This window comes from Pontibacter sp. FD36 (assembly GCF_015686655.1).
GTDB lineage: Bacteria > Bacteroidota > Bacteroidia > Cytophagales > Hymenobacteraceae > Pontibacter.
Genome location: NZ_JADPMP010000010.1, coordinates 62,148 through 85,971, shown reverse-complemented (window position 1 = coordinate 85,971; position 23,824 = coordinate 62,148). Strand labels below are relative to the sequence as shown.

General features: G+C 49.7%; 18 protein-coding genes and 1 tRNA gene. 15 read left to right on the top strand and 4 right to left on the bottom strand.

The genetic code is table 11. The annotated features are described in order from the left end of the window. Positions 1-72: 72 nt before the first annotated feature. Positions 73-4,650 carry a translocation/assembly module TamB domain-containing protein gene (locus I0P70_RS15060; RefSeq protein WP_255531039.1) on the bottom strand — a complete coding sequence of 1,526 codons (4,578 nt, stop codon included), beginning with the start codon at positions 4,648-4,650 and terminating at the stop codon, positions 73-75. A 3-nt stretch (positions 4,651-4,653) separates the two neighbouring features. Between I0P70_RS15060 and tsaD the strand changes: the two genes are divergently transcribed. The 9 genes from tsaD to I0P70_RS15015 all read left to right on the top strand — a co-directional run bounded on the left by tsaD (position 4,654) and on the right by I0P70_RS15015 (position 13,642). Next, positions 4,654-5,661, top strand: coding sequence for a tRNA (adenosine(37)-N6)-threonylcarbamoyltransferase complex transferase subunit TsaD (tsaD, locus tag I0P70_RS15055; RefSeq protein ID WP_196119551.1), 1,008 nt, complete (start codon positions 4,654-4,656; stop codon positions 5,659-5,661). A gap of 276 nt (positions 5,662-5,937) precedes the next feature. Beyond that, positions 5,938-6,330, top strand: coding sequence for a thioesterase family protein (locus I0P70_RS15050; protein ID WP_196119541.1), 393 nt, complete (start codon positions 5,938-5,940; stop codon positions 6,328-6,330). 1 nt (position 6,331) lies between these two features. Further along, a complete protein-coding gene (smpB, locus tag I0P70_RS15045) occupies positions 6,332-6,805 on the top strand; it encodes an SsrA-binding protein SmpB (protein ID WP_196119539.1) in 474 nt (157 codons plus the stop codon). 238 nt (positions 6,806-7,043) lie between these two features. After that, the gene (locus tag I0P70_RS15040; protein WP_230392222.1) at positions 7,044-7,820 is read left to right on the top strand and encodes a C40 family peptidase; all 777 of its coding nucleotides are present in this window, start codon (positions 7,044-7,046) and stop codon (positions 7,818-7,820) included. An 83-nt stretch (positions 7,821-7,903) separates the two neighbouring features. Next, positions 7,904-8,410 carry an HNH endonuclease gene (locus tag I0P70_RS15035; protein WP_196119527.1) on the top strand — a complete coding sequence of 169 codons (507 nt, stop codon included), beginning with the start codon at positions 7,904-7,906 and terminating at the stop codon, positions 8,408-8,410. 543 nt (positions 8,411-8,953) lie between these two features. Beyond that, a complete protein-coding gene (rpsA, locus tag I0P70_RS15030; protein ID WP_076423055.1) occupies positions 8,954-10,840 on the top strand; it encodes a 30S ribosomal protein S1 in 1,887 nt (628 codons plus the stop codon). Positions 10,841-11,081: 241 nt separating this feature from the next. Then, a complete protein-coding gene (locus I0P70_RS15025) occupies positions 11,082-11,960 on the top strand; it encodes a hypothetical protein (RefSeq protein ID WP_196119525.1) in 879 nt (292 codons plus the stop codon). Positions 11,961-12,045: 85 nt separating this feature from the next. Then, positions 12,046-12,606 (top strand): dihydrofolate reductase family protein, encoded by a 561-nt coding sequence (locus tag I0P70_RS15020; RefSeq protein WP_196119523.1) that lies wholly within the window; start codon positions 12,046-12,048, stop codon positions 12,604-12,606. A 118-nt stretch (positions 12,607-12,724) separates the two neighbouring features. Beyond that, complete coding sequence (locus I0P70_RS15015) at positions 12,725-13,642, top strand: pseudouridine-5'-phosphate glycosidase (RefSeq protein WP_196119521.1); 918 nt, start codon at positions 12,725-12,727, stop codon at positions 13,640-13,642. A gap of 16 nt (positions 13,643-13,658) precedes the next feature. On the opposite strand, the gene I0P70_RS15010 is transcribed toward I0P70_RS15015, so the two are convergent. Further along, positions 13,659-14,717, bottom strand: coding sequence for an acyltransferase (locus I0P70_RS15010; protein WP_196119519.1), 1,059 nt, complete (start codon positions 14,715-14,717; stop codon positions 13,659-13,661). Between the two features lie 390 nt (positions 14,718-15,107). Here I0P70_RS15010 and I0P70_RS15005 point away from each other — a divergent pair, with 390 nt between their 5' ends. From I0P70_RS15005 to cphA, 3 genes are all read left to right on the top strand, one after another. Then, positions 15,108-15,470, top strand: a complete 363-nt coding sequence (locus I0P70_RS15005; RefSeq protein ID WP_196119517.1) for a hypothetical protein — start codon at positions 15,108-15,110, stop codon at positions 15,468-15,470. 125 nt (positions 15,471-15,595) lie between these two features. Then, positions 15,596-15,666, top strand: a tRNA-Cys gene (locus tag I0P70_RS15000). Between the two features lie 626 nt (positions 15,667-16,292). Then, positions 16,293-18,923, top strand: a complete 2,631-nt coding sequence (cphA, locus tag I0P70_RS14995; RefSeq protein ID WP_196119515.1) for a cyanophycin synthetase — start codon at positions 16,293-16,295, stop codon at positions 18,921-18,923. A 380-nt stretch (positions 18,924-19,303) separates the two neighbouring features. Here cphA and I0P70_RS14990 read toward each other — a convergent pair whose 3' ends face one another. Beyond that, the gene (locus I0P70_RS14990) at positions 19,304-20,284 is read right to left on the bottom strand and encodes a hypothetical protein (RefSeq protein ID WP_196119513.1); all 981 of its coding nucleotides are present in this window, start codon (positions 20,282-20,284) and stop codon (positions 19,304-19,306) included. A gap of 76 nt (positions 20,285-20,360) precedes the next feature. On the opposite strand from I0P70_RS14990, the gene I0P70_RS14985 reads away from it, so the two are divergent. From I0P70_RS14985 to I0P70_RS14975, 3 genes are all read left to right on the top strand, one after another. Further along, positions 20,361-20,954: a methyltransferase domain-containing protein gene (locus I0P70_RS14985; protein WP_196119511.1), complete on the top strand. Its 594-nt coding sequence runs from the start codon at positions 20,361-20,363 to the stop codon at positions 20,952-20,954. A 332-nt stretch (positions 20,955-21,286) separates the two neighbouring features. Beyond that, positions 21,287-22,096, top strand: a complete 810-nt coding sequence (gene kdsA / locus I0P70_RS14980) for a 3-deoxy-8-phosphooctulonate synthase (RefSeq protein WP_196119509.1) — start codon at positions 21,287-21,289, stop codon at positions 22,094-22,096. Between the two features lie 73 nt (positions 22,097-22,169). Beyond that, complete coding sequence (locus tag I0P70_RS14975) at positions 22,170-22,946, top strand: DUF695 domain-containing protein (RefSeq protein ID WP_196119507.1); 777 nt, start codon at positions 22,170-22,172, stop codon at positions 22,944-22,946. Here the strand turns inward: I0P70_RS14975 and I0P70_RS14970 are convergent. Continuing rightward, entirely contained in the window at positions 22,943-23,728 is a 786-nt protein-coding gene (locus I0P70_RS14970; RefSeq protein ID WP_196119505.1) for an O-methyltransferase, read from the bottom strand. The genes I0P70_RS14975 and I0P70_RS14970 overlap by 4 nt on opposite strands. Positions 23,729-23,824 lie beyond the last annotated feature (96 nt).

Genomic DNA, 23,824 nt, shown 5'->3' with positions numbered 1-23,824 from the left:
AATAGAAATATTATTTAAATATGAGGTGCTTCCGGCCAGCTAATGCAAAAAGCCCGGCTAGTGTTCCGGGCTTTACAGATTCATGCGTGGGTCGGAGTCGAGGATGATGGGTGTTTCCCGCTGCTCGCGTCGGCGCTCGCGGCGTGCATCCCGATCCCGGCCAAAGAGCTCCCGCAGATTGTCGAAGCGCTTTGTGTGCAGTAAGCTAAGGCGCTGCGTATTCGAAACCCGGGTGCGGTAGTTTTCAGGCAGGGTGTTATACTCCAGTCGGGCTCTCAACTCGCCGCTCTGTGTGATGTAGTACTCGATGGACCAGTTACCCTGATAAGAGCTTCGGTTGTTGCCACCAGCCTGCTCGGACTGTGCGGCTGCGCCTATACCTGTCTGGCTACTTACCCGCAGGCGCCCCTGAAAGAAGGTATAGCTCAGGCGCAGTTGCAAAGTGGAGAGCGCATCCTGACTCACATCACCCAGGCCGATATCGACCTCCAGATTGCTGTCTATGGAGTTGAGCAGGCCGCTGAGTTGCCCTGTGAGCAAGCTTCCCAAACTACCGCCCACTGCTGAAACGCCAGCATTGTCAAAAGAGGCAAACATGCCAATAGGGGCCAGCCTGCGCAGTACAAGTAAGCTGAACACTTGTCTGTTCAATTCATTTTCATCGTTGCGGATAGCTGCAATGATAGGGTCAAGCTGCAGGCGGGCATTGGCCGGCATACTCTCAAAGTCCAGGCCCAGCCGAATTTCGGGTGTCAGTATAGGACCTTTCAGATCAACAATCGCCGTTACCGGGTAGCGACCTTGCGGAGCAGATGTTAAATCGCTTTCGCCTCGGTTGGTCATAATATCGGCTAAGGATGCGCTTTGAGTATAGGTGGCACGCAGGTCCATGATGCCTTCCAGCGGGTCGCCGTTCCAGGACAGAGTACCTCCAGGCGTCACCCGGAATTCACGTGATACCACCCCCTCCAGTAGGTTAAGGTTATAGGCGCCATTGGCAATCTCAAAGTTGCCATACATATTAAACTCGCCCCGGGTGTCAATCGTCATTTGGATTTGTCCGCTACCTGAACCCCGGATCACGTCACCTGTCTGCCGGTCGATGATGATCTCGAAATAGGCGTCATCAGTCACGTCCAGGTCAAAATTCATGTTAATGCCAGAAAGGTCAACCCGCTGCTCTTCCACTGCCACGGCCACACCGGTTGAGTCGCTGATGTTGCGGTTTACAAAACGGATAAAGTCTTTGCGGGCCAGGTCGGTCTGGTTGTCAAGCGGCACAACAATACGGGTGTTGGCGTCGCTTCGGGCGTTCACGTCTATCTTCAGGTTGTCCACAGGACCCAGCACGCTGGCTGTACCGGTGCCAAAGGCGGTACCATAGTAGAGTTCGTTTTGTTCGTAAGTCGTGTTCAGGATCATGAGGTTCCGGAAGCGGGCATTCAGGTCGAGCACCATGTTCTGGAAGCCATCGTGGGCGATGCCGCCTGTCACAGTGCCTACATTACCATATAGGTCACGCAGCTGCGCATTGCGGAAGCTAATGCTATTGGCCCCGAAGTAGACCCGGTCGGAGAATCGGTAGGTGGTGCCAAGGTAATCGAAGCGGAACTGACCGCCGGTAACCATGACAGAGCCAGTCAGGATCGGTGCCGACAACTTGCCGAGCACCCGGATGCGCCCCTCCATGGTTCCCTCCAGCTGCGACATGATCGGTTTCAGGATCGGCTCCACAATCTTGAGCTGGGTCTCGTCCAGCACGGCCAGCATATCCAGTTGCTCTTCTTCGGCACGGGGATAGTAGTTGCCTGTCAGTGTTAATACTTTCTTGCTGTTCCGTTCTACGTCCACATCGACCACCATCTGCTGCTGTTCATTGTTCCAGTCGCCCTTGCCCCGGATGTCGCCGATCAATACATTGTCGAGGTAGAACGAGTCGACGCGCATGCCTGCGTTCAGAAGGGCATTATTATAAACATCCTGTGCCGTCAGTTCAGCATTCAGGGTACCTCTGATCTGCTCGGGCATGAGCGGGTTGAGGTTGCGGAGGTCAAAGTTCTTGATGCTGGCCACCAGCGTACTACCTGGGTCCTGACCGATGGCGCCGTCTACCCGGATGATCTGATCCTGGTTGGAAAGAATCAGTTCTTCAAAATCAAAGCGCTTTCCGTTCTCGCTGATGTACACCATACTGCCCGGTTGGAAAGCCCATGGAGTTTCGCGAAGGGTAATATTGGATCTGCCAAATACCACCTGTAGGCGGTCCTGGAGGAAATTAATGTCGCCAACCACGGTGGCTTGGTTGTTAAAAGCGGGTTGCAGCAGGTTGGTATAAAACCCGATCGTGCGCTCACTCCAGATCGCTTCCAGCAGGAGGCGCTCTGTTTCACCCACGGAAGGAAGTACCTGCTTTTCGGAGGTAAACTGGGCACTGGCCAGCACATCCGGACTGTTTTGCAGCTTGGAGGTACTAAGCTCTATGTCATTCTCGTATAGTGTTACATCATCATACAGGATCGTGTCTATCTGCGCATAGGATGTTAGGATAACTGTATTGCCATGCCGGAAAGTGCCCTCCAACTTTGAGAAGTCAGAAACAGTAAGCTCTGGCACAAATAAATGGATAAGCGGATTGACCCGCCGCAGGTATAGATCATAGTCGAGGCTATATTCGGGACGGTTAGAGGGCCGCTTGCGGCTATAATAAGCAGCTGTGGCGGCATCGTTACTCTCAAAGTTCAGTTGGTACTCCTGCACCAGTTGCTTCAGATCGTCTATCAGGACGGAGTAATCAAAGTCACCGCTCACGCGCAAGGCCAGTGGGGTAGAGCGGAGCGTAAGACTGCGTATACCCTCACCGATACGTGACTGTACCCGGATCGTGTCGAGGGCGACACGCTGGCCTTCGTAAGTGACGGCGGCACTGTCAAAGAAGGCGGTGCCCTCAAAGTCATCAAGTCGGAGGCCGCGGAAATTGAGGTCAGCATTGGCCTGTACGATCACCGACTTATCCGAAATGCGTAGCGCTTTCAGGTCGGCTTTGTCCAGATCAGCCCTCAGGTTGAAAGCCTGGTTGTTATTTGCCAGGTTCACTTCGCCATTGGCCGTAAAGACGAGGTTCGGGTCAGCAATGGCAAAGCGACCCTCGTAACGCTGGCGGCTCAGGGTGCCGTCCGTGCGGATGTTGCGGTAGTTATAATCAAGGAGGTGAAGCTGTGCAATATCTGCGTTGATCTCCATGCGGGCATCTTCCAGTGTAAAGCTAGATCCCACAACACGACCATCCATGGTGATCGTTTTGATAACGTCCGCATTGCCTATCAGGCGACCGATGTTGAAATTCTGTGTTTTAAGTCGACCACGGTAAGAGGAGGCATTGTTGCTCCGGTTTATCTTCATGTTGATGTCGGACTGCACATTGCCCAGCGCCGTAGCAAAACTGCCATTGGCCACAAAGTCATTGTAGAAACCCAGGAAGCGCCCGTCGATCTTCACTGTTCCTAAGCGGGAGGCGATGGTATAGGCATCGGCAGGCAGAAACTGCTTGATGTCATCGGCATTAAGCGTAGAGGTCTGAAGGCGGATGTTGGCAAAGGTTTCACCCCAGTTAGGCAGGCCATCCACGTTCATGGTGCCTACAATGTGGGTGTTCTGCCCATACTTTACATCCAGGTTGGTCGCCACGAACTCCGCTACACGACCTTCAAATTCCCCCGATGCGATGTAGGCATTCTCATTGTAGTCTTTGATCTGTGGGGCAAAGAGGGCAATGTCACGGGAATACACCCGCGAGTCCTTCACACGGGCCGTCATCGTCACGCTATCGATAAAGTCGGAGAAGTTGCCAAAACGGTTATAATCAAAGCGGATGTACTCCTGCACATTGCTTTCGTTCACTCGCAGGTCGAGCTCGTCCCATTCCCAGAAGGTAGAAGCATAGGTCATCAACACATCGAGATTGTGCAGCCGTATACCGGACGGACGTTCGAAAGCAGTCAGGTCTGTTACCCGGACCTTAAGGGTGTCGCCGGGCTCAAACTCCGTAAAGCGTGCCGAGATGCTGTCTATACCCAGGTGAAAGTAGTCGATGCCGTAGTCGGTGGGGGCACGGTTGAAGTCGTCGTAGGTAAAGGCGCCGTTTTTGATGATCAGTTCATCGATCGAGAACTCGAAGGGTTGGGAAGCCTTGGTCGTGTCTTTAGTGATCAGATTGCCGAGTGAAGTGATGAAGGTGGATAGGTTGAGGGAATCGGTGCCCTCGTACTGCACCAGGTTAGCCCGTGGCTCCTGCAGCTCCAGCGTGGCTATACCCAGGGTGTTTGGCCGGAAGATAGAGAACAGGCTGATGTCTGCCTCGGCCCGACCTACGTAAAAGAGCTCCTCACCCCGGTAATCGAGCACCTTCACCTGTTCCAGAATCACGTTGCTGAAAAACTCGATATCCACACGCCCGATCGTGACTTCGTGATCAATGGTACGGGAGATGTACTCGGCTGCTTTCTGGGCGACCTTGGTTTGCACCCCTGGGTAGCGAATGGCCACAAAAACAACCGCAAATGCCACCAAAAGCAACAGGATTAAGGCCAAAACTATTTTTAGAATGGCTTTTCCTATAACTTTGAAGTAATTTATGGACTGTTCTTTTTCCAAAAGATGATTGAACCTACAATTTTAGCAATTGAATCTTCGTGCGACGAAACCTCTGCTGCGGTTATACGTGGCGGCAAGGTTTTGTCAAATGTTATTGCTACTCAGGCCGTTCACGAAAAATACGGCGGTGTTGTGCCGGAGCTTGCGTCGCGAGCACACCAACAGAACATTATTCCGGTGGTACAGCAGGCCTTGAGTACAGCAAATGTAAACAAAACTGACTTAAATGCAGTGGCTTTTACCCGCGGCCCGGGCTTGCTGGGTGCTTTGCTGGTAGGCAGCTCATTTGCCAAGTCGTTTGCGCTGGGCCTCAACATCCCCCTTATTGATGTAAACCACATGCAGGCGCACATCCTGGCGCACTTCATCGATGATCCAAAACCCAATTTTCCGTTCCTGTGCCTGACTGTGAGCGGCGGCCATACCCAGGTTGTGCTCGTAAAAGACCACCTGGACATGGAGATTATTGGCCAGACCACAGACGATGCTGTAGGGGAGGCCTTTGACAAGACCGCTAAAATGCTCGGCTTGCCCTATCCGGGTGGACCCATGCTCGACAAGACGGCGGCACAGGGTAACCCAAAGGCCTTCGAGTTCCCGGTAGGCAATATGCCCGGCTACGACTTTTCGTTCAGCGGCATCAAAACCTCCGTGCTTTACTTCCTTAAAGATAAAACGAAAGACAACCCGAACTTCGTACAGGAGAACCTGGCTGATATCTGCGCCAGCGTGCAGTATACCCTGATCAAGACCCTGCTGAAGAAAGTGGTGTTGGCGGCAAAGGACCTGGGTATAAAAGAAGTGGCTATCGCTGGTGGCGTGTCTGCCAACTCCGGCCTTCGCGAGGCCCTGCAGGACTACGCCAAAAAGTACGATTGGAACGTCTACATCCCGGCTTTTCAGTATTGTACCGATAATGCAGGTATGATTGCTATAACGGCTCATTACCAGTATCTTAAAGGTGACTTTGCTGATCAGTATGTGAGCCCTGAGCCGAGGATGAAGTTTTAGAGGTTTGGGGGTTTGATATTTTGGGAGTTGAGGAGTTTGAGAGGGTATACTGTAGGGACAGGTCGCAAACTGTCCGAATCGTGCACAGGTATAATTTGTCTGAATCTTTATATAGGGCCCCTACCCCAAGGATTTTCAGGATTATAAGGATTAACAGGATTCTCAATATCGATTGTTCAGCTATCTCAATCCTGTGGATCTTCAAATCCTGTTAATCAACAATCATCCATTTAACAATACCCATAATCACTAACTCACTCAATCACTAATTCAAAAATGAAGAACCCCTTCCAAACCGGCGACAGCAAGGTATACCGCAAAACGGTAACAGAGGCGGACTTTGCTCGTTTTGATGATGGACTGGTGCATGCGGTTTGCAGTACCTTTTCATTGGCTCAGGCGGCTGAGTGGGCAGGGCGCTTGTTTGTATTGGAGATGAAAGATGAGGATGAAGAGGGTGTAGGTACATTTCTGACTATCAATCATAAAAGCCCGGCTTTTGAGGGGGATGTGATCGAAATAACGGCTTACCTGAAGTCGCAGGATGCCAACAATGTGATTTGTAGCTTTGAAGCCCGGGTAGGGGACAGGCTGGTGGCAGATGGTGAGACCGGGCAGAAGATTTTAATGAAAGAAAAATTGGCCAGTATACTGGCTCCAACGAAATAGCATGACGAAAGCAAAAGATAAAGACAGAATCAAGAAGCACGTCAACATCCAGAACCGCAGGGCTTCTTTTGAGTACCAGTTTCTGGACAAGTATACGGCAGGCATCATGCTCAAAGGCACCGAGATCAAATCGATCCGGGAAGGCCAGGTAAACCTGCAGGACGGCTACTGCGTGCTGCACAACGGCGAGCTATACCTGCACAACGTGCATATCTCCACCTACACGGAAGGTACGCACTTTAACCACGAGCCGATGCGCGTGCGCAAACTCCTCGTAAACAAGAGCGAACTCAAGAAACTGGAGAAGGGCGTGCAGGAGCAAGGCGTGACAATGATACCAACGCGGATGTTCATCAGCGAACGCGGATTCGCTAAAGTAGAGGTTGCACTGGCACGCGGTAAGAAGCTGCACGACAAGCGGGAAGACATCAAGGCAAAGGACATAAAACGCGAACTTGACCGAAGTGGATATTAGGGAATTGAGTGAATGAGTGAGTTGGTAAATGAGTGATTTTTAATTTTGAATTTGCAATTGGTTAGGTGGGTGTTTGATATTTTTCGTTGGAAAAGAAGCTCCTACAAGGTCTACAATCAAGAAATTTATTCAATCACCAGCATGAATCACCCATCCGCTCAGTCAATAATTGCCAGATCACTCAACTACTCATTCAAAAATCACTAACTCAGGCATTCACCAACTCACTCAATCAAAAATGGACTACGGAATATGCATGCTCAGTCTGGTGCCGATGCGCGCTGAGCCTTCTGACAAGGCGGAAATGGTGACACAGGTGCTCTTTGGGGAGTGTCTGGAGGTGCTCAGCAAGCAAGAAAACTGGGTGCAGGTGAAACTGGCTTCGGATGGATATATCGGCTGGATAGACTATAAGCAGTATGTGTCAGTCTCCGCGAGTTACTACAGTGAGTGGAAGGCGGCGCAGCACCCTAGGGCTTTGGATATTGTGCAGGTGGTGAGCAGTTCCGATATGCGTATTCCGGTAGGGATAGGGGCTTACCTGCCCTTTTTTGACGGCATGAGCCTGCGTATTGATGGTCAAAGCTATCAGTACAGCGGCCGGGCCACGAACCCTGCTGTACTGGTTACAACGGCTCAGCTTGCCAAACTGGCCATGGGCTTCCTGAAAGCGCCCTATCTGTGGGGTGGTAAGTCTATGTTCGGGATCGACTGTTCGGGCTTTACGCAGCAGGTATACGGCCTTTGCGGCTATCAATTGCCACGTGACGCGAGCCAGCAGGTAGCGGTGGGCGATGAAGTGCACTTTGCTACGCAGACTCAACCAGGCGATCTGGCTTATTTCGCCAACGAAGAAGGTCGTATTACCCACGTAGGCATCATGCTGGAAGGGCAGCAGATCATGCACGCCCATGGCGAGATCCGCATCGACACCCTCGACCACAATGGTATTTACAATGCCGAGCGCAAGCGTTACTCCCATAAACTACGTATCATCAAGCGCATTTTTTCCTGATTCTCAGCATTTTTCTTTGAACTTAGGCTATAACGAGTTGGTTAATTCTCGTAGAAGCTATAGCAAAAGTTCAAAGAATGGTCATGAGAGACAAAGTGCTGATATTGAACCAAGACTTCAGCGCAATCGCCGTCTGCACGGTGACCAAGGCCTTTTTGCTTGTCTATCTCGAAAAGGCAGAGCTTATTTCTAAAGCCAATGGCGCTGTTTTGCGTACGGTCAGCACTTCTTATCCTGTTCCTTCTGTCATCCGGCTGCAACGCTACGTGAAGGTGCCATACTACGGTATAGCCCTCAGCAGGCACAATGTGCTGCGTCGCGACAACTTCCTTTGCCAGTACTGCGGTACTTCCCGTAACCTGACCCTGGACCACCTCTTACCACGCTCCAGGGGAGGGGAGACCAGTTGGCAGAATATCGTCACGGCCTGCTCCAGGTGCAATTCTCGCAAAGGCGACCGAACCCCCGAAGAAGCCGGCCTCAAGCTGCACCGCCACCCCTCCAGACCCTCCCTCTATACCTTCCTGCAACAGCACCTGAACGACTCTAATGAGGACTGGCAGATCTACCTGAAGATAGCCAAGAAGTAGTAATATATGGTTGCTAATATATTTAGTTAGTTTTTGATAAGATGTTAATCATCAGGTTGTGCTGTGTTAGTGTCTGTATGATAAGTTGAAGATGCTAAATTGTGCTGCTTGCTTCTGCTTGATCAGGATGGATTTTCCACTAGAATAAGGGGGCTTCCGACTGTTTTAACTATTCTGTATACCTATAAGGAGGAAGCACTAAGATAATCTCTACCTGTAACTCGGTCAGCGTCTGTCTTGGTTTTGTTAAATTGATAGGATAGATGAATGGCTGTTGGCTGACTAAGGGTAGAGCTATACCTGCTGCTGTGGTAGGTGAGTGATGAAGTAGATACAGGGACGTGTGCCTTCTGTATCAAGCACTTACACCTGTCGTTTCTTTTGCAAAATCTCTTCTATATACTAGCATTATTTCTAAGTATTCCTTACTTTTGCCCCTTCATTCGAGTGAATGGCCCCGGCACTGCGTTCGGGGAAATGTAAAACCAAACCAAACCGGCCTATTGCTCTAAGTCGGTGGCTTCTCCAGAGCAGTAAAACATTATGAGTAATTCTCCAGAAAATTTCGATTGGGACAAGTTTGAGTCTCAAGGTTTCGGTGGCGGCTACAGCAAAGAAGAGCGCGCTGAAATGGAAAAAATGTATGACGACACCCTGACTACCGTACAGGAGCAGGAGGTTGTTAAAGGAATCGTGGTAGGCATCACTGATCGTGACGTGATCCTGAACATCGGTTTCAAATCTGACGGCCTGGTGCCAGTTTCAGAATTCAGAGATCTTCCTGAACTGAAAGTTGGTGACGAGGTTGAAGTATTCATCGAAGACCAGGAAGACCCGAACGGTCAGCTGATCCTTTCTCGCAAGAAAGCGAAGATTGTATCTGCCTGGGCTAAGATCTATGACGCACTTGAGAACGACAACGTTCTGGAGGGTGTAGTGAAGAGAAGAACCAAAGGTGGTCTGATCATGGACCTCTACGGTGTTGAAGCCTTCTTGCCAGGTTCTCAGATCGACGTGAAGCCGATCCGTGACTTCGACGTGTTCGTTGGTAAGAAAATGGAAGTGAAAGTTGTGAAAATCAACGCCGCTTTCGACAACGTGGTTGTATCTCACAAAGTACTTATCGAGAAAGACCTGGAGCAGCAGCGTGCAGCCATCCTGAACAACCTGGAAAAAGGTCAGGTTCTGGAAGGTGTTATCAAGAACATGACAAACTTCGGTGTGTTCATCGACCTTGGTGGCGTAGACGGTCTGCTTCACATCACAGATATCTCTTGGGGACGTATTAATCACCCAGAAGAAGTATTGAACCTTGACCAGAAGGTGAACGTGGTAGTGCTTGACTTCGATGATGACAAGAAGCGTATCTCTCTTGGCATGAAGCAGCTTACTCCGCACCCATGGGATGCTCTTCCAGCTGAAATTGAAGTTGGTTCTAGAGTAAAAGGTAAGATCGTTAACGTAGCTGACTACGGCGCATTCCTTGAGCTGATGCCAGGCGTTGAAGGTCTGATCCACGTTTCTGAAATGTCATGGTCACAGCACCTGCGCAACCCACAAGACTTCATCAAGCAAGGCGACGAGGTTGAGGCAGTTGTATTGACACTTGACCGCGAAGAGCGTAAGATGTCACTTGGTATCAAGCAGCTTACTGAAGATCCATGGACGAAGGAAGATGTTATCACGAAATATGCAGTTGGCACGAAGCACACTGGCGTAGTTCGTAACCTGACAAACTTCGGTCTGTTCCTGGAGCTGGAAGAAGGTGTTGATGGCCTGGTACACGTATCTGACCTGTCTTGGACTAAGAAGATCAAGCACCCATCTGAGTTCGTGAAAGTTGGTGAAAACCTCGACGTAGTTGTTCTGGAGCTTGACGTAGCTAACAGAAGACTTGCTCTTGGTCACAAGCAGCTGGAGGAGAACCCTTGGGATACGTTCGAGTCTGTATTCAACGTAGGTTCAGTACACAAAGCTACTGTACTTGAGAAGTCAGACAGAGGCGCTACACTGGAGCTGCCATACGGCATCGAAGGTTTCTCATTCCCTAAAGGTCTGCAGAAAGAAGACGGTTCACAGGTAGAAGCTGGTGAGAGCCTTGACTTCCGTGTAACTGAATTCTCTAAGGACGACCGTAAGATCATCCTGTCGCACACTGCTACTTACTCTGAGGCTGACAACGCACGTATCGCGAAGGCCACTAAGAAAGCTGCACCTGCTGCCGGTGGTGAGAAGAAGGAGAAAGCTCCAAAAGTTCAGAAAGAAGCTGAGAACAAGTCTACCTTGGGTGACCTGGACGCACTTTCTGCCCTGAAAGAGCAGATGCTGGAGAACGAGAAAGAAGCTGGCGTGAAGAAGTTGGAAGCTGCTGCTGCTAAAAAGGCAAAAGGTTCTGATGACGAGTCTGCTGAAGAAGAGAACAACGCTTAGTACTAAGTTTGTCCTATAATGAAAGGCCTCGGAGAGATCCGGGGCCTTTTTTGTTTTATGTTAGTCTGTTAGCTATACTTTAAAAATGGCGTGTGCCGATAAGACTTTCGGTAAATATATGTTATATTAGCTTAATGCTATACCTGTGATGGAAGGAGGTCTTCTGTTAACGGCTTTCTAATTCCACACATAGTTCAGATAGTAGGAGTAGGTACTCCTGCTAGCAGTAATGTAATAAAAAATGAATATAAGAGAATTCATTGACAGCTTAACTCCTGAACAAATTGAAGAAGGAAATAAGCGGCAGCTTGAAGAAAATCGGAAGGTATACGAAGAATTTAAGGCAGCTTATAAAAAGGGAATCTGTTCACTTTGTACCCAACCTCTCGATTTTTTTGAGGAAAGTAATCCTTGCTTCCACTGGTTTCTAAAACCTAAAGGAATCAAGAAGAAGCACTTTGAGAAATACTTGGTTCAACCAATTGGTTTTTTTCAATTTGACAGTTATATCAGGTGGATTGCAAATCTTGAAGTTCCACTAAAAAACATCAATGATTTAAAAGATGAAATGAACCCCGCCAAAATCACAGAATATACTGTGAGATATAAAAATATTGAATGGTCAATAAATATTGGAAAAACAGACAGGCAAGGACACTCTAACTCAAAAAATGCTGACTTCCCACATTTCCATCTCCAAATGACAGTTGATGGATACGTTTTTCTAAAATTCAACGACTTTCATATTCCTTTGTCTGACCAAGATGTTTTTATGTTTAGATTAGTTGAAGAAGCTTCCGACAAGGTATTGTGGAAAAATACTTATGGAGCAGGAATGTCTATTTTGGAAGATGAAGAATTCTTAGAAGAGGTTGATAGTTTAATGAAGAGAACCGATGATTGGGATAATGCACCTTTCCACACAAGTACCTTAATACAAATGCCTGAAGGTGAAACAATGTCTGAAGAAACTCTCGAAAATCTTTTTAATGAAAGTAAAGAGACTGGGACTCCTGTTAGACATTTGATTAAAAGATATTACCCTCAAGCAAGTATAGTTACAGAACTAAGACCTGGAAATAGTGTACCTGAAATCTCGTCAAGAAACAAAAGAAAATAGACACAGCTGCCAACAACACCTATAAAGTAGCTAAGCACGTTCACTTTAAATAGCCTTACCCAACATAGTGCAACACCTCCAACCTATGCGAAAAGTAATTTTAGACCTGGCTATAACCCTCGACGGATACATTGAAGGACCGAATGGCGAAGTCGATTGGTGTGTCATGGATGAGGACATGGACTTCCAAGGCTTTCTGGCAGGTATAGACACCATACTCTATGGCCGGGTGAGCTATGAGATGTGGGGCAACTTTGAGCCAGAACCCAACGCAAGCGAAACGGAGAAGGCCATCTGGACGGCTGTTCATTCTAAGAAGAAGGTGGTTTTCACCAGCAAAGAGCAACAGGACGGAGATGTCACTTTTATTTCCTCAGGTATACCCGAAAAGATTGCCGAGATCAAAAAGCAGGACGGCAAAGACATCTGGCTGTATGGTGGCGCAAAACTTATAACAACTTTTATACAGCATGGGTTAATCGATATTTACCGGATTTCCGTGCACCCTACCGTTTTAGGGGCGGGTAAACCCCTTTTTCAAGAATTGAAAGAAAGAATAAACCTTGATCTGAAAGAGGTAAACAGGTTTAGATCCGGGGTGGTACAGCTGATTTACGAGGGCAAAGACAATACAACGAACCGCTAGATTGCTATACGTGCCGTTTTTACCAATTTCTTGATTACCCGATCAGGTATAAGCATAAAAGACTGATCTGAGTTAATCTGTCAATTTTAAGAACCGTAGCGAAAGAATCACCAACCCCATGAACCCTTACCTCCAAATACTCCCCGAAGTGCAGCAGGCCCTGGCTCAAGGCAAAGCTGTCGTGGCCCTTGAGTCTACGATCATCGCCCACGGTATGCCTTACCCGCAAAATGTGCAGACGGCCCTGGAGGTTGAGGAGGTGGTTCGGGGAGCGGGTGCTATACCTGCTACCATTGCTATACTAGACGGCAAGTGCTGCATAGGCCTTACGAAGCAGCAGATCGAGCACCTGGGCCAGGCGAAGGATGTCTGGAAGGTGAGCCTGGTGGATATGCCTTACGTCATCAGTCAGAAAACCGATGGCGCTACAACGGTCGCTGCCACTATGCGCATTGCCGCTATGGCAGGTATACGGGTGTTTGTTACAGGCGGGATCGGGGGTGTGCATAGGGGAGCAGAGACCACCATGGATATCTCGGCAGACCTGACCGAAATGGGGCAGACCTCCGTAGCGGTGGTATCAGCGGGCGTGAAGTCGATCTTGGATATAGGGCTGACCCTGGAATATCTTGAGACGAAAGGGATACCGGTTGTTACTTTCGGCCAGGATGCCTTCCCCAGCTTTTACTCCCGCCAGAGCGGTTTTGCCTCGCCACTGCGACTGGACTCTGCCCGGGAAATTGCGAGCCTGTTACGCATCAAATGGGAGTTGGGACTGGATGGAGCTGCACTGATAGCGAATCCCATACCTGAAAAGTTTGAAGTGCCGGCGCCTGAAATGGAATGGTATATCACCCAGGCCTTGCACGCCGCCGCACAGCAGCATATCAAGGGCAAGGCCGTTACTCCTTTTCTATTAAAGTATATTGCTGAGCATAGCCAGGGCGAAAGCCTCGAAGCCAATATCGCGCTGATCAGGCACAATGCCCGGTTAGGTGCAGAAATAGCGGTAGCTTATAGCCAGCCTGGAGTTTAGCTCTGACCGACTATACCTATTTAGTAGGGGCAGTTTCGGGCTTAGCAAATCCACTGACGGGTACTTTCTTCTCCTGTGGCAAAGTATGGCCTGACCGTTGTTTGTACCAGCTTTTGAGTCTGCTTACGACCGGCTTTTCAACATAGGCTGTAATCAGCCAGGCCGCTGTAAGTGTGATGGCAAGTGGTGGCACGATCACCAGCAGGCTATCGCCGAACAAGTGTTTCGTCTCGTTGATGATCACATAACCTACAAACTGGTGGATCAGGTAGAGTGCATAGGAGATACTGCCCAGGAAGAGCAGCACCTTGTTCACCAGGAAGTCCATCTTGCCAATCAACCCCAGGTAAAATACCCCGAAGAAGGAAATAACCACGAGCGTATGCGGAAGACCTTCCGGCAGGTATATCGCCACAATCACGGCGATACAGAAGAGCAGGTGAGCAAGTACAATGTTCCGTTTTTCGGGCTGCTTCATAAGCAGGTAAAAGAGGATGCCCGCATAGAAGAACACGCCATGGTATAGGTTCAGGATGGCACCGACCGGACCAAAGCTAACGCCATACTTGTGCACCAGGCTCAGCAGCACCCATACCGGACCCACCCACAAAATACGCTTCAGGTTATTGGTCATGAACAGGCCAAGCATCATCAGGTAGAACATCCACTCCGAAAACAGCGACCAGTATACTCCGTCCACATCTGGTACGCGGGCCAGCTTCTGGAACATGGTCAGGTTAACGAGCATGTCGGTGAAGGTGGTCTCTAAGCCGGGCAGGCCAAATGTTTGTACCACCACGAAAGTTGTGATCATGCTGAACCAGTAAGTCGGGTAAAGCCGGATGCTGCGGTTAAAGAGAAACTCACTTCCGCTCTTGATCCTGTCGAAACTGAAGAAGATCACAAAGCCTGAGATCATAAAGAAGAGCTCCACCCCAAACAAACCGTAGTCGAAGTCGAAAGCAGGGGAGAAGCTGTGGCCGTAAAGGCTGCGGTAAACGGAAGTATAGTGGAAAAGGGCCACTGAGAGTGCGGCAATGCCCCTTAAAGCGTCTAAGAATAGAAGTCTGTTCATAACGATAATCAAATACGGCTCTGAAGTCTTAAGGACGTTACCTGTTTCCTTCTGCACCGCTGCCTGGCTGATACGGCCTGGATTTATAATGTGTTATTGTAATGGATAAGTGCTATGCGAGCAGCCTTAACAAGTCCGGGTACGGCAGTCAGGCAGCGCGTGTTCCGGACAAAGGCGGAAGCGCATAGAGGTTTTCCTGAATATACCCGGAAAGGAGTGATAAAGTTATGGTACGCAGAAGGAGTTTTTAGACAGGCAGAATTGACCGTATGTCGGATGGATTTTGGTTTTGCGGCACCTTTTTGGTAGCTTGTCGGTTGTAACAAAAGCGCCCTGGTCTGCCAAATGGATGGCAGGTGCAGAAGGCCGCACACCTTATTAAATCATTGCATGAAAACCACCGTTAACGTACTGCTGGCTGCTGCCCTGATCGGTTTTAGCGCTTGCTCAGAAGACAATAAAAAAGCTGAAACAGCTACAACCCAGCCAACTACCGCGCCAGCTAACACGAACGCTGCAACAGCTACTCCAGCGGGTACTGTAGCCCTGAATCCTGCGCACGGCCAGCCTGGTCACCGCTGCGACATCGAAGTGGGCGCTCCGCTTGATTTGCCGGCACAGCCTAAATTGACTGCACCGCAGCCTGCCTTCCAGCCACAAGTGTCTGGTTCTGTTGCTGCCGGTACCAACCCGCCGCACGGTCAGCCAGGTCACGATTGCGCTATACCTGTAGGAGCACCGCTACCAAAATAGAAATCGCAACAGTTGTATTGAAAAATAAGGGGCTTATTATGAACGCTATACCTATTGGCGTTTAAAAAATATGACCTGATTGTTTGACAAGCATACTTCTCTGCTTATATTTGCACTCCAATCAGGGTAACGTGGCCGAGTGGCTAGGCTCAGCTCTGCAAAAGCTGCTACAGCGGTTCGAATCCGCTCGTTACCTCTTCTTGATCGCCCGGTCTGTATACATGACCGGGCGATTTTTTTTGTCCTCTCCTTCTTGAGGAAGTTTGCTTTTTGCAAAGCGGTGGCTGAAGGTATAGCAACCTGACCTGTTTCATAGATTGCCTTAGCCAGGCGGGCACCTTATGCCCTGGCCGGGCGGGCCTTACTTTTTTCCTTGATGAAAAAAGTAAGCAAAAAAATCAAGACGCTCCAAACTCGCTGAACGCTCGAACAGTGGAGCGCCGAAAAGCGCACACGGCGCCGCTGCTTGTTTCATAGCTAGGGTGCGAGTTAGTCTTGCTATACCTGCCAGTGTTACGTGACAGATGCTACAAGGCTTATACCTGTAATGTGGCAGATATAGCAAGAGTCCCCCTTCGAAGGGGGTAGGGGGATGACAATCATTCCCAAAGCACTCAACTAAGCTTTCCAACCTGTCTGAACGCTTTCCTGTACCTAAGTAGCTAATTCCGAATAGCTTCCTTTCAAGCGTACTAAATTTTCAAAAGCGGCTATATCCTTTGTCAACGTATAACGTATTGCAAGCAGGCAATTCTACTATTGCTGTATCTCTCAACACCTACAACATAGCTGACAGGCAAAACAAGCTGCTTACCCATTCCCATGAAGATTACAGACTTGCGCATCATGCGCGGACCAAATTTCTGGTCTGTTGAGCATCCCAAAATTATCGTACTCAAGCTGGACCTGGAAGAACTGGCTGATACCCTTACCCACGAAGTGCCCGGCTTCGCTACCCGACTCAATCGACTGCTCCCCGAAATGTATGCCCACCGGGCTGCTGCGGGCGTGGAAGGCGGTTTCTTTAAATCGGTGGAGGAAGGCACTACCTTCGCTCACGTCGTGCAGCACATCGCGCTGGAGCTACAAACTCAGGCCGGTATGGAGAGCGGCTACGGGCGCTGTTACATGGCCCACGAGCAGGGTACGCATTTCGTTATTTTCTCATACCAGGAAGAGCGCGCCGGTGAGTACGCGGCCCATGCTGCCTTGCGCATTACTGAAGCGCTCATCAAAGGTGAGAAGTATAAACTTGACGAAGACATCGACCGGCTGCACCAGATCCGGGAAGACGAGTATTTCGGACCGAGTACTTACTCTATTGTATCAGAGGCGCAGAGTCGCGGTATACCTCATATCCGCCTCAACCGTCACTCGCTTATACAGCTGGGGTATGGTGTGAACCAGAAGCGCATACAGGCCACCATGACCTGCGGCACTGCCTGCTTTGCCGTGGAGATAGCCGGAGACAAGAACGCTACCAAAGAACTGCTCGAGGAAGCGGGTATACCTGTTCCCAATGGCACTACTGTGTATGATCAGGAGGAGCTGAAGCGAGCCGTGGACAGGCTGGGGTACCCACTGGTGCTTAAGCCGCTGGACGGCAACCACGGCAAAGGCGCTACCATCAACATCACGAACTGGAAAGACGCGGTCAAAGGATTGGCAGCCGCTCAGAAATACTCGGAGGCCGTGCTGGTAGAGCGCTACATTCAGGGCTTTGACTTCCGCCTGCTGGTCATAAACAAAAAGTTTGTGGCAGCCGCCAAGCGCACTCCGGCTATGATAACCGGCGACGGCGTCTCCACGATCAAGCAGCTGGTCGACCTGGAGAACAAAGACCCGCGTAGGGGAGTGGGGCACGAAAAGGCTCTGACCCGCATAAAAATTGATCAACACACCAAAAATATTTTAAAGGCTAAAGACCTTACTAATCAGTCTGTTCTGCCCGAAGGGGAGGTGCTATACCTGAAAAGTACGGCGAACATAAGTACTGGAGGCACTGCAACTGACGTTACTGACTTAGTAGATCCTTACAACATCCTGATGGCCGAGCGAATTGCCGGTCTAGTGGGGCTGGATATCTGCGGCATCGACGTGATGACAACCGACATTGCTATCCCGCTTAACGAAGCAGGAGGTGCTGTACTGGAGGTAAATGCAGCCCCTGGCTTCAGGATGCACATTTCGCCAACCTACGGTTTGCCGCGTAATGTGGCCGAGCCGGTGATCGATATGCTGTTTCCGCATGGCAAGCCCGCCCGCATCCCGATTGTGGCTGTGACGGGGACCAACGGTAAGACCACTACCACACGCCTGATTGCGCACATGGTTAAGAGCAAGGGTTATCAGGTTGGGTATACCACTACTGAGGGGATCTACATACAGGACAAGCTGCTTGAGAAGGGTGATACGACAGGGGCTTACAGTGCACAGTTTGTGCTCAAGGACCCGACCGTGAACTTTGCAGTGCTGGAGTGCGCCCGGGGAGGCTTGCTGCGCTCAGGCCTTGGGTTCGATCAGTGCGATATTGGCATTGTGACGAACGTAAGCTCCGACCACCTGGGTCTGCGTGACATCCATACGCTGGAGGACCTGGCGAAGGTGAAATCGGTTATCCCGAAGAGCGTGAGCAAAGATGGTTACGCCATTCTGAACGCTGATGATGACCTGGTGTATGCGATGGCAGAGGAGCTGAAATGTAAGGTAGCTTTCTTTAGTATGGACGAAAACAATCCGCGCATACTCAAGCACATTGCCAAAGGGGGACTGGCGGCGGTTTTTGAAAACGGGTATATCTCGATCTTCAAAAACAGCTACAAGATCCGGATAGATCGAGTGGCTGACGTGCCGCTGACTTTTGGAGGAAAAGCGAAATTTAATATAGAGAACATACTGGCTGCTGCGTTGGCTGGCTATGTATCGCACTTTGACATAGAAGACATTAAGCGTGGCCTGCGCACCTTTATACCTTCACCGGACAAAACGCCGGGCCGCATGAACCTGTTCCAGTTCCCGAACTTCGAGGTGCTCGTGGACTATGCACACAACGTGGGCGGTCTGAAGGCCATCGGTGGCTTTATGGAAGATCTGGACGTGACGCGCAAGGTTGGTGTCATCGCTGGCGTTGGCGACCGCAGGACAGAAGATTTCTACGAGATAGGGCGAGTTGCAGGCGAGATCTTTGACGAGATCATCATTCGCCTCGACAACGACCTGCGCGGGAAGACACCTGAGGAGATCACTTTGCCAATGATGCAAGGTATAGAAGACGTGGCACCACATAAGCAAGTGAAGGTGATTCCGGAAGAGATGCGTGCCATCGCCTATGCGCTGGAAAACGCTGAGCCGGAGTCCTTTGTAGCGATTTTCACGGAAGACGTCCACGAATCGGTGAAGATGGTGGAGAGCTTTAAAGTAATACAGCACCGCAGCAGTATGCTGGTGGAGTAAAAATTTTCTTGTTGATTAAATTCTAACGCCTGCGTTAGAGAATTTCATGTGAACGATGGACTAAAACCCTTTCCTCAGGATAGGGTTTTTTTTATGGATTTACATGTTGATTGTTAAATTGTTGATGGCTGAATTGTTATATCAGCTATACCTATTCTTGATGGTAGGGACGGGTCGCGACCTGTCCGCACGATGGCTGTACTTTGAAACAGGAATGACTTAGCCGTCATACGCGCTACATCACTTCCTGGAGATTCGCTGTGTTAAGTCCTAGGAGATAGTTATCATGCATGAAACAAACCAACTCCCAAAACGACGACATTGCTAACAAAAAAGCCCCGGCCTAAGGGCAGGGGCTTTCAGACTTTAGGGTTTAAGTGTTATTTCAGCACAAAGTTAGTTGATCCGATCAGGAAGCCGTCAGCATACAGCTCAATGGTATGCTGGCCTTTCTTATACTCTGCGTTCTTGTTGTAAACAAAGCTCACCTGCTGCTGCGTGTTATCAAACACAATGTCGCGCTTAGCGGTGTAGTACATGTCCTCGCCGTCAATCTCAAACGAACCTGAACCAGTAGAAAGATTATACAGGGCGGCGCCATCCGGCTCGATCAGACGCATGTAAATCGTCTTTGGCTCACGTGGTGCTACATCGTTCTTACCCAGGTTAAAGGTCACGCGGATCTTCTCCACGTTTCTCATTCTGAATTCATTGTTCTTGTCATCCAGCTCTTTGCCGCGCTTATTTACCGCAAAAACATTCATGCGCTGCGCTTCGAGTCTCGAGGCCACTTTTACCTTCTCTACCAGCGTTTCGTTGGTGGTCTTCATGGTGGTGAGGCTATCGCTCAGTCGGTTTTGAGTCGTTTTGAGCGATGTGTTTTCTGTGAAGAGCACTTCATTGTCCTGCTTCAGCGTAGCGATTTCCTGGTCTTTCTGTTTCAGTTGCTGCTCAAAAGCCTGGGCACGGTCGCGGAAGCGGCGCTGGTCAGCCAGGCTGTAGCTGCTCTTGCGGAAGCCTCGCAGCTCATTCAGGTCGGAAGAAATAGACGCGATCTGTGCCTCCAGCGAGTCGTTCTCGAGACCCATCGCCTGCAGTTCCTGGCTCTGGCGCTCAAAATCAGCCTTCAGGGCTTCGTAAACTTTTATCTGGTTCTCCAGTTCTTTATCTTTCACACGGATCACCTCGGCCTGCTCCTCGTTTTTCTCTTTTTTCTGATAATTCATGTAAAGCAGGATACCGTTAATGCTGATCAGGATGACAAGGAGGCCACTAATCAGGAGTTTGCGGTTGCTTCTTTTTTCAGAAGGGTTCATGGGCTGATGTTCTTTTTGGGTGTCTTTTTTTTCCAGCGTACTCATATTTTAAGCTTTTGCTGCCTGGAATGGTGCGTATGCAAGTTTCAAATTTAAGACTTTTGAGCTATTATCATACAAGATGAAACAAGAATTTAATGCCGACTACTGGCAAAACCGCTACCAACTGGGCCAGACGGGTTGGGATGTTGGGGCTATAACGCCTCCGCTCCGCGATTATTTCAATCAGATGCCTAACACAGGTCAACGCATACTGGTTCCGGGATGCGGCAACGCATACGAAGCGGAATATTTGTTCCGTAAAGGTTTCACACATACCTATATAGTTGATGTTGCCGAGGCGCCACTTCATCACTTCTCCGAACGGGTGCCGGACTTCCCCAAGGATCAATTGCTGCTTCAGGACTTCTTTGAGCTCGGGGGCAAATATGACCTGATCGTAGAGCAAACCTTTTTCTGCGCCATCGACCCAAAGCTCCGTGCAGACTATGCCCGCCAATGCGCTAATTTACTTGTGCCTGGCGGGAAACTGGTCGGCCTCCTTTTCGACACTACCTTCGAACACTCAGGTCCACCCTTCGGTGGCAGTCGCGAAGAGTACCGCACCTATTTCGAGCCCTATTTCGAGTTTCTCCACTTCGAAACTTCTTATAACTCCATTCCGCCAAGGCAGGGGAGGGAACTGTTTGTGGAATTGAGGAGGTTGGGAGTTTGAGAGTTAGAAGGGGATTTGTTTGATTTCGTAGGGACAGGTCGTGACCTGTCCGAATCGTGCCCAGGTATAATTTGTCTGAATCAGGATTAATGGATTTTCAGGATTGAACTAGTAGAACAATTGATTTCGTAATGTTCAGGATTAATTTAAAGTACAATCGACAGTGAGAATCCTGTGAATCCTTAAATCCTGTAAATCCTTGGGGTAGGGGCCCTATATAAAGATTCAGACAATCAACAATCAACAATTAGCAATCAACCATAACTCATTTCCTAATTCCCCTGCATCTGACTAAATTTGCAGACCGAAAGGTATAAACCAAGCAATTGACTATGTTCGAAATACCGAAATTAAAACATACAGACTCTGGCAACTTCTTTTTGATGGCTGGCCCATGCGCTATTGAAGGTGAGGAAATGGCCCTACAGATAGCCGAGCGACTTGTTACCATTACCGACAAGCTGGAGATTCCCTTGATCTTTAAAGGCTCTTACCGCAAAGCCAACCGTTCCCGCCTGGACTCATTTACAGGTATAGGCGACGAGAAGGCGCTGCGTATCCTGCAGAAGGTGAGCCAGACTTTTGATATACCAACCGTAACGGATATTCACGAGAGCAACGAGGCGGCTATGGCTGCTGAGTATGTGGATGTGCTCCAGATCCCGGCTTTCCTGTGCCGTCAGACCGACCTGCTCGTGGCAGCCGCTAAAACAAGCAAGGTGGTAAACATCAAAAAAGGGCAGTTCCTGTCAGGCGAGGCCATGCGATTTGCCGTGGATAAGGTACGCGAGTTCGGAAACGACAAAGTGATCCTAACCGACCGTGGCAACAGCTTTGGCTACTCAGATATGGTGGTGGACTTCCGCAACCTGCCTGAAATGCAGACGAATGGTGTGCCAGTGGTGATGGACGTGACGCATTCGCTGCAGCAGCCGAACCAAAGCTCCGGTGTGACGGGTGGCAAACCAGCCCTGATTGAGACGATTGCAAAAGCAGCTATTGCGGTGGGAGCAGACGGTCTGTTCATCGAAACGCACCCGCAGCCATCGATAGCGAAATCGGACGGAGCCAATATGCTGCCACTTGACCAGCTCGAAGGCATGCTCCAGAAATTAGTGCGTATTCGCCAGGCTATTCGCTAAGCAGCCTTTTAACGTATCAAAGGAGAGCATTGACCGTGGTTGATGCTCTCCTTATTTCTTTCAGATTATACCTATGACCGTACCTGCCTATACCCCCGAGTGGGAAGTTTATTTCTGCGATATCAATGATCGCCCTGCTTGCGTGAGCGTCGATCTGGCTTTTGAAAACCTGGCTCCTATACCTGAACAGCACCGCGCTTTTGAACTTGTCGTGGCGCTGCAGCAGCCCGATGCCGATGGTTTTCCGGCTGACGAAGCTGAGTGGGAGCAGCTCGAGGCAATAGAAGAAGCACTGGTGGAGGCGTTTCAGAACTCCCTGCAAGCAGCCTTTGTAGGCAAACTGCTGCACGACGGCAAACGCAGCTTTTACTTCTACAGCGGACAGGAAGCTTTGCCGGAGGTGATTGCTACCAACGTCATGCAGCAGTTTCCGAATTATACCTTTGCAGCGAATAACCTACTTGATAGCGACTGGGGCCTATACCTGGACTTCCTGTTTCCGGAGCCTGCTGATATGCAAAGCATCCGAAACAGCCGTATTCTGCGCATGATGGAAGAGCAGGGTGACGAGCATCATATTCCCCGTTCTGTATCACACTTCGTTAGTTTCGCGACGGAGGAAGACAGAACTGCTTTCAAAAGTGCCGTGGGAGAAGCCGGCTATACCCTGGTGCAGGAGGGGGTAAACCAAAATGAATCTGATGTTCCCTATAGCATAGTAATAGAGAGAGTGCAGCCTGTTACCGAGGAAGAGATCCATACCACTACCTTAGGGCTTTGGCAACTGGCGGAGGAGTTTAATGGCGTATACGGCGGCTGGCAGGCGCATGTGGTAAAGGAAAACGATTAATACAGCAGCGTGAAATGCTCTTTCGGCTGGGTCCTGCGGAAGAAGACAAGTCCGATGTAGAACAGGTCAACCGTTTGGCATACCTGCGGGTGCTTCTTGATCTCCTGCCAGGCTTGCTTCATCTCCGCTGACCAATAGAGGTCATCCACTACAAACACACTGTGTTCGTGGTGCTTGCTCAGGCAGGCTTCGAAATAACGCATGGTGGGTTCGTAGCGGTGATTCCCGTCGAAGAACACAAAATCCAGCTGCTTCACTTCCTGCAGTTGCTGTGGCAATGTGTCATCCAGGTTGCCAATAACCTGCTGCACATGGCGCAAACCCAGCTTTTCAAAATTTACTTTTGCCTCTGCCGCTATCGACGGGCATCCTTCAAAAGTATAGACGCTGGCCTGTTTGTTCCCCATCGCCAGGTATGAGCTAGTGAGACCGAGGGAGGTGCCCAGGTCGAAAACGGTACCGGGCCTGAAATGTGCTACCAACCGGAAAAGCAGTTGGGCATATTTGGCTGGTTTGGCTGAGGTGCGGGCAATGTAGCTGATTTTGCGGTCTTTCTTCAGTCCGGCCTTGGGCCCCGCTCCAAAATCGGTGACAGGTATAGTCCGATCCTCAAACAGCAGCGAAGCACGCAAATCTTCAATCAGCGGATAGGCATAGTAGTCCCCATCGTGCCGGATCACATGATGGTACAGATCAAATACGAAAGGGGAGTGGACTCCGTGCAGCTTAAAAGCCCTGAGGCGGTAAAGCAGGTAATTAGCCGCAAGGTGGAAGGGAAGCAAAACTTAATTGTTAAATTGTTGATGGTTAAATTGTTGTTTTCTGGAAGATGTTCTAATAGTGAATCTGATGTATCCTGCAGAAACTACAAATTTAAA

Coding starts and splice junctions, on each gene's coding strand:
- I0P70_RS14990 (WP_196119513.1), bottom strand. CDS start 20,284: ATGAGTACGCTGGAAAAAAAAGACACCCAAAAAGAACATCAGCCCATG.
- smpB (WP_196119539.1), top strand. CDS start 6,332: ATGACGAAAGCAAAAGATAAAGACAGAATCAAGAAGCACGTCAACATC.
- I0P70_RS15020 (WP_196119523.1), top strand. CDS start 12,046: ATGCGAAAAGTAATTTTAGACCTGGCTATAACCCTCGACGGATACATT.
- I0P70_RS15015 (WP_196119521.1), top strand. CDS start 12,725: ATGAACCCTTACCTCCAAATACTCCCCGAAGTGCAGCAGGCCCTGGCT.
- tsaD (WP_196119551.1), top strand. CDS start 4,654: ATGATTGAACCTACAATTTTAGCAATTGAATCTTCGTGCGACGAAACC.
- I0P70_RS15005 (WP_196119517.1), top strand. CDS start 15,108: ATGAAAACCACCGTTAACGTACTGCTGGCTGCTGCCCTGATCGGTTTT.
- I0P70_RS15025 (WP_196119525.1), top strand. CDS start 11,082: ATGAATATAAGAGAATTCATTGACAGCTTAACTCCTGAACAAATTGAA.
- I0P70_RS15050 (WP_196119541.1), top strand. CDS start 5,938: ATGAAGAACCCCTTCCAAACCGGCGACAGCAAGGTATACCGCAAAACG.
- cphA (WP_196119515.1), top strand. CDS start 16,293: ATGAAGATTACAGACTTGCGCATCATGCGCGGACCAAATTTCTGGTCT.
- I0P70_RS15035 (WP_196119527.1), top strand. CDS start 7,904: ATGAGAGACAAAGTGCTGATATTGAACCAAGACTTCAGCGCAATCGCC.
- I0P70_RS14975 (WP_196119507.1), top strand. CDS start 22,170: ATGACCGTACCTGCCTATACCCCCGAGTGGGAAGTTTATTTCTGCGAT.
- I0P70_RS15010 (WP_196119519.1), bottom strand. CDS start 14,717: ATGAACAGACTTCTATTCTTAGACGCTTTAAGGGGCATTGCCGCACTC.
- I0P70_RS14985 (WP_196119511.1), top strand. CDS start 20,361: ATGAAACAAGAATTTAATGCCGACTACTGGCAAAACCGCTACCAACTG.
- rpsA (WP_076423055.1), top strand. CDS start 8,954: ATGAGTAATTCTCCAGAAAATTTCGATTGGGACAAGTTTGAGTCTCAA.
- I0P70_RS15040 (WP_230392222.1), top strand. CDS start 7,044: ATGGACTACGGAATATGCATGCTCAGTCTGGTGCCGATGCGCGCTGAG.
- kdsA (WP_196119509.1), top strand. CDS start 21,287: ATGTTCGAAATACCGAAATTAAAACATACAGACTCTGGCAACTTCTTT.